This is a genomic window from Gordonibacter pamelaeae 7-10-1-b (assembly GCF_000210055.1).
Lineage (GTDB): Bacteria > Actinomycetota > Coriobacteriia > Coriobacteriales > Eggerthellaceae > Gordonibacter > Gordonibacter pamelaeae.
Window position 1 is genome coordinate 1572006 of record NC_021021.1, and the last position, 1379, is coordinate 1573384.

General features: G+C 71.4%; 1 protein-coding gene. It reads left to right on the top strand.

Annotated features, from left to right (window positions below):
* On the top strand, nt 1-1379 hold a 1379-nt coding region (locus GPA_RS07265; protein WP_156791145.1), incomplete at both ends, for a molybdopterin oxidoreductase family protein.

Genomic DNA, 1379 nt, shown 5'->3' on the forward strand with positions numbered 1-1379 from the left:
ACGAAGTTATACGAGGCGTCACGCAGCACGCGCAGGGCGTGCAGACGGTGCGCGCCATCGCGGCGCTCGCGCTGATCACCGGGCACATCGGCAAGCCCCGAAGCGGCCTCGCGCCGGTGCGCGGCCAGAACAACGTGCAGGGCTCGTGCGACATGGGCATGTGGCCGAGCCTCTACCCCGGCTACCAGCGTGTGGACGACCCCGCCGCGCGTGCGAAGTTCGCCGCCGCCTGGGGCGTTCTCGAGGAGCGCCTGTCGCTCGAGCCCGGGTGGAAGCTCACCGACCTGCCGCACGCGGTGGGGGAGGGCAAGATCCGCGCGTTCTACAACTTCGGCGAGGACCCGCTGCAGACCAAGCCCGACACCGCGCAGGTGCGGCGCATGCTGGAGAGCCTCGACCTGCTGATCAGCCAGGATATCTTCATGACGCAGACCACGGCGCTGGCGGACGTGGTGCTGCCCGCCACGTCGTGGGCCGAGCATGACGCCGTGTACACCGCGTCGGACCGCTCGTTCCAGCTGACAACGGCCGCGCTGCCGCCGAAGGGCGAGTGCCGCCACGACTGGGAGATCTTCGCCGACCTGTCAACCCGCATGGGCTACCCGATGCATTACGAGAGCACGCGCGAGATCTGGGACGAGGTGCGCGCGCTGTGCCCGCAGTTCGCCGGGGCCACGTACGAGAAGATGGCGGGCACGGGCTGGGCGCAGTGGCCCATCTTCGCCGACGCGGCCGACGACCCGGAGAACCACGGCACGCCCGAGCTCTACGCCGGCGGCGCGTTCGCCACGCCCGATGGGAAGGGCCACCTGGTTGCGGCGCACTGGCGGCCGCCTACCGAGAAGCCCGACGACGCCTACCCGCTCGTGCTGTGCACGGTGCGCGAGGTGGGGCACTACTCGTGCCGCTCGATGACCGGCAACTGCAAGGCGCTGGCCGCGCTCGCCGACGAGCCGGGCTACGTGAGCATCAGCCCGGCCGACGCCGAGGCGCGCGGCATCGACGAGGAGGAGCTTGTGTGGGTGCGCTCGCGCCGCGGCAAGGTGCTCGCGCGCGCGGCGGTGGACGAGCGCGTGAACGAAGGTGCGGTGTACATGACCTACCAGTGGTGGATCGGCAAGTGCAACGAGCTCACCCTGCACGTGGTGGACGGCGAGTCGGGCACGCCCGAGGACAAGTACAGCGCCTGCGAGGTGGAGGCCATCGCCGACCAGCGCTGGGCCGAGGATCACCTGGTGGAGCGCTACGCCGCCCTCAAGGCCGAGCTCGCCGCCGAGGCCGATCGGCAGAACCCGCCCGAGCCGGAGCCGGAGGCTGCGAGCGAAAGCGAGCCCGCTGCGGAGCCCGCGGCCCCCGACAACGCCCCTGCTCCCACGCCC